Below are 518 nucleotides of genomic sequence, written 5' to 3'. Positions count from 1 at the left end.
TTTTCGCAAGTTACTACGTCCTTCATCGCCTCTGACTGCCAAGGCATCCACCATATACGCTTAGTCACTTAACCATACAACCCAAATAAGTCTCTATGAGACATACATGTTGTTTTATCAGGGTAGATAAAACAGCCGTATCGTAACTAATGGTTTCTACTTTCGCCAAAATTAGAATTTTTTACTTAAAACCGTTAAGTCTTAAGCCAAGACACTTAATGTTAAGTGTTTTAGAACTCAATTTTTTAATTTCGCAATAATCTTTCGATTATTACTATCAGCTTTCCAAATTTTTAAAGAGCATTGTTACTGCAACAAAGGCAGAACAAGTGTCGCTCGCCTCTACAAGTAGAGACAAACAAGCAATCTGTGTGAACACTCAACAACTATTAAGTTAGTCGTATAGGTAAGGAGGTGATCCAGCCCCAGGTTCCCCTAGGGCTACCTTGTTACGACTTCACCCCAGTCATGAACCACACCGTGGTAAACGCCCTCCCGAAGGTTAAGCTATCTACTTC

At 39.8% G+C, this 518-nt stretch carries 1 rRNA gene; it reads right to left on the bottom strand.

The annotated features are described in order from the left end of the window. Window positions 1-407: 407 nt before the first annotated feature. Window positions 408-518: ribosomal RNA gene (locus JMA39_RS21120) — 16S ribosomal RNA — on the bottom strand; the annotation flags it as partial.

Source organism: Shewanella schlegeliana (assembly GCF_016765635.1).
GTDB classification, from domain to species: domain Bacteria; phylum Pseudomonadota; class Gammaproteobacteria; order Enterobacterales; family Shewanellaceae; genus Shewanella; species Shewanella schlegeliana.
The sequence above is the reverse complement of the archived record's forward strand: the minus strand, read 5'-3'. Positions and strand labels throughout refer to the sequence as shown.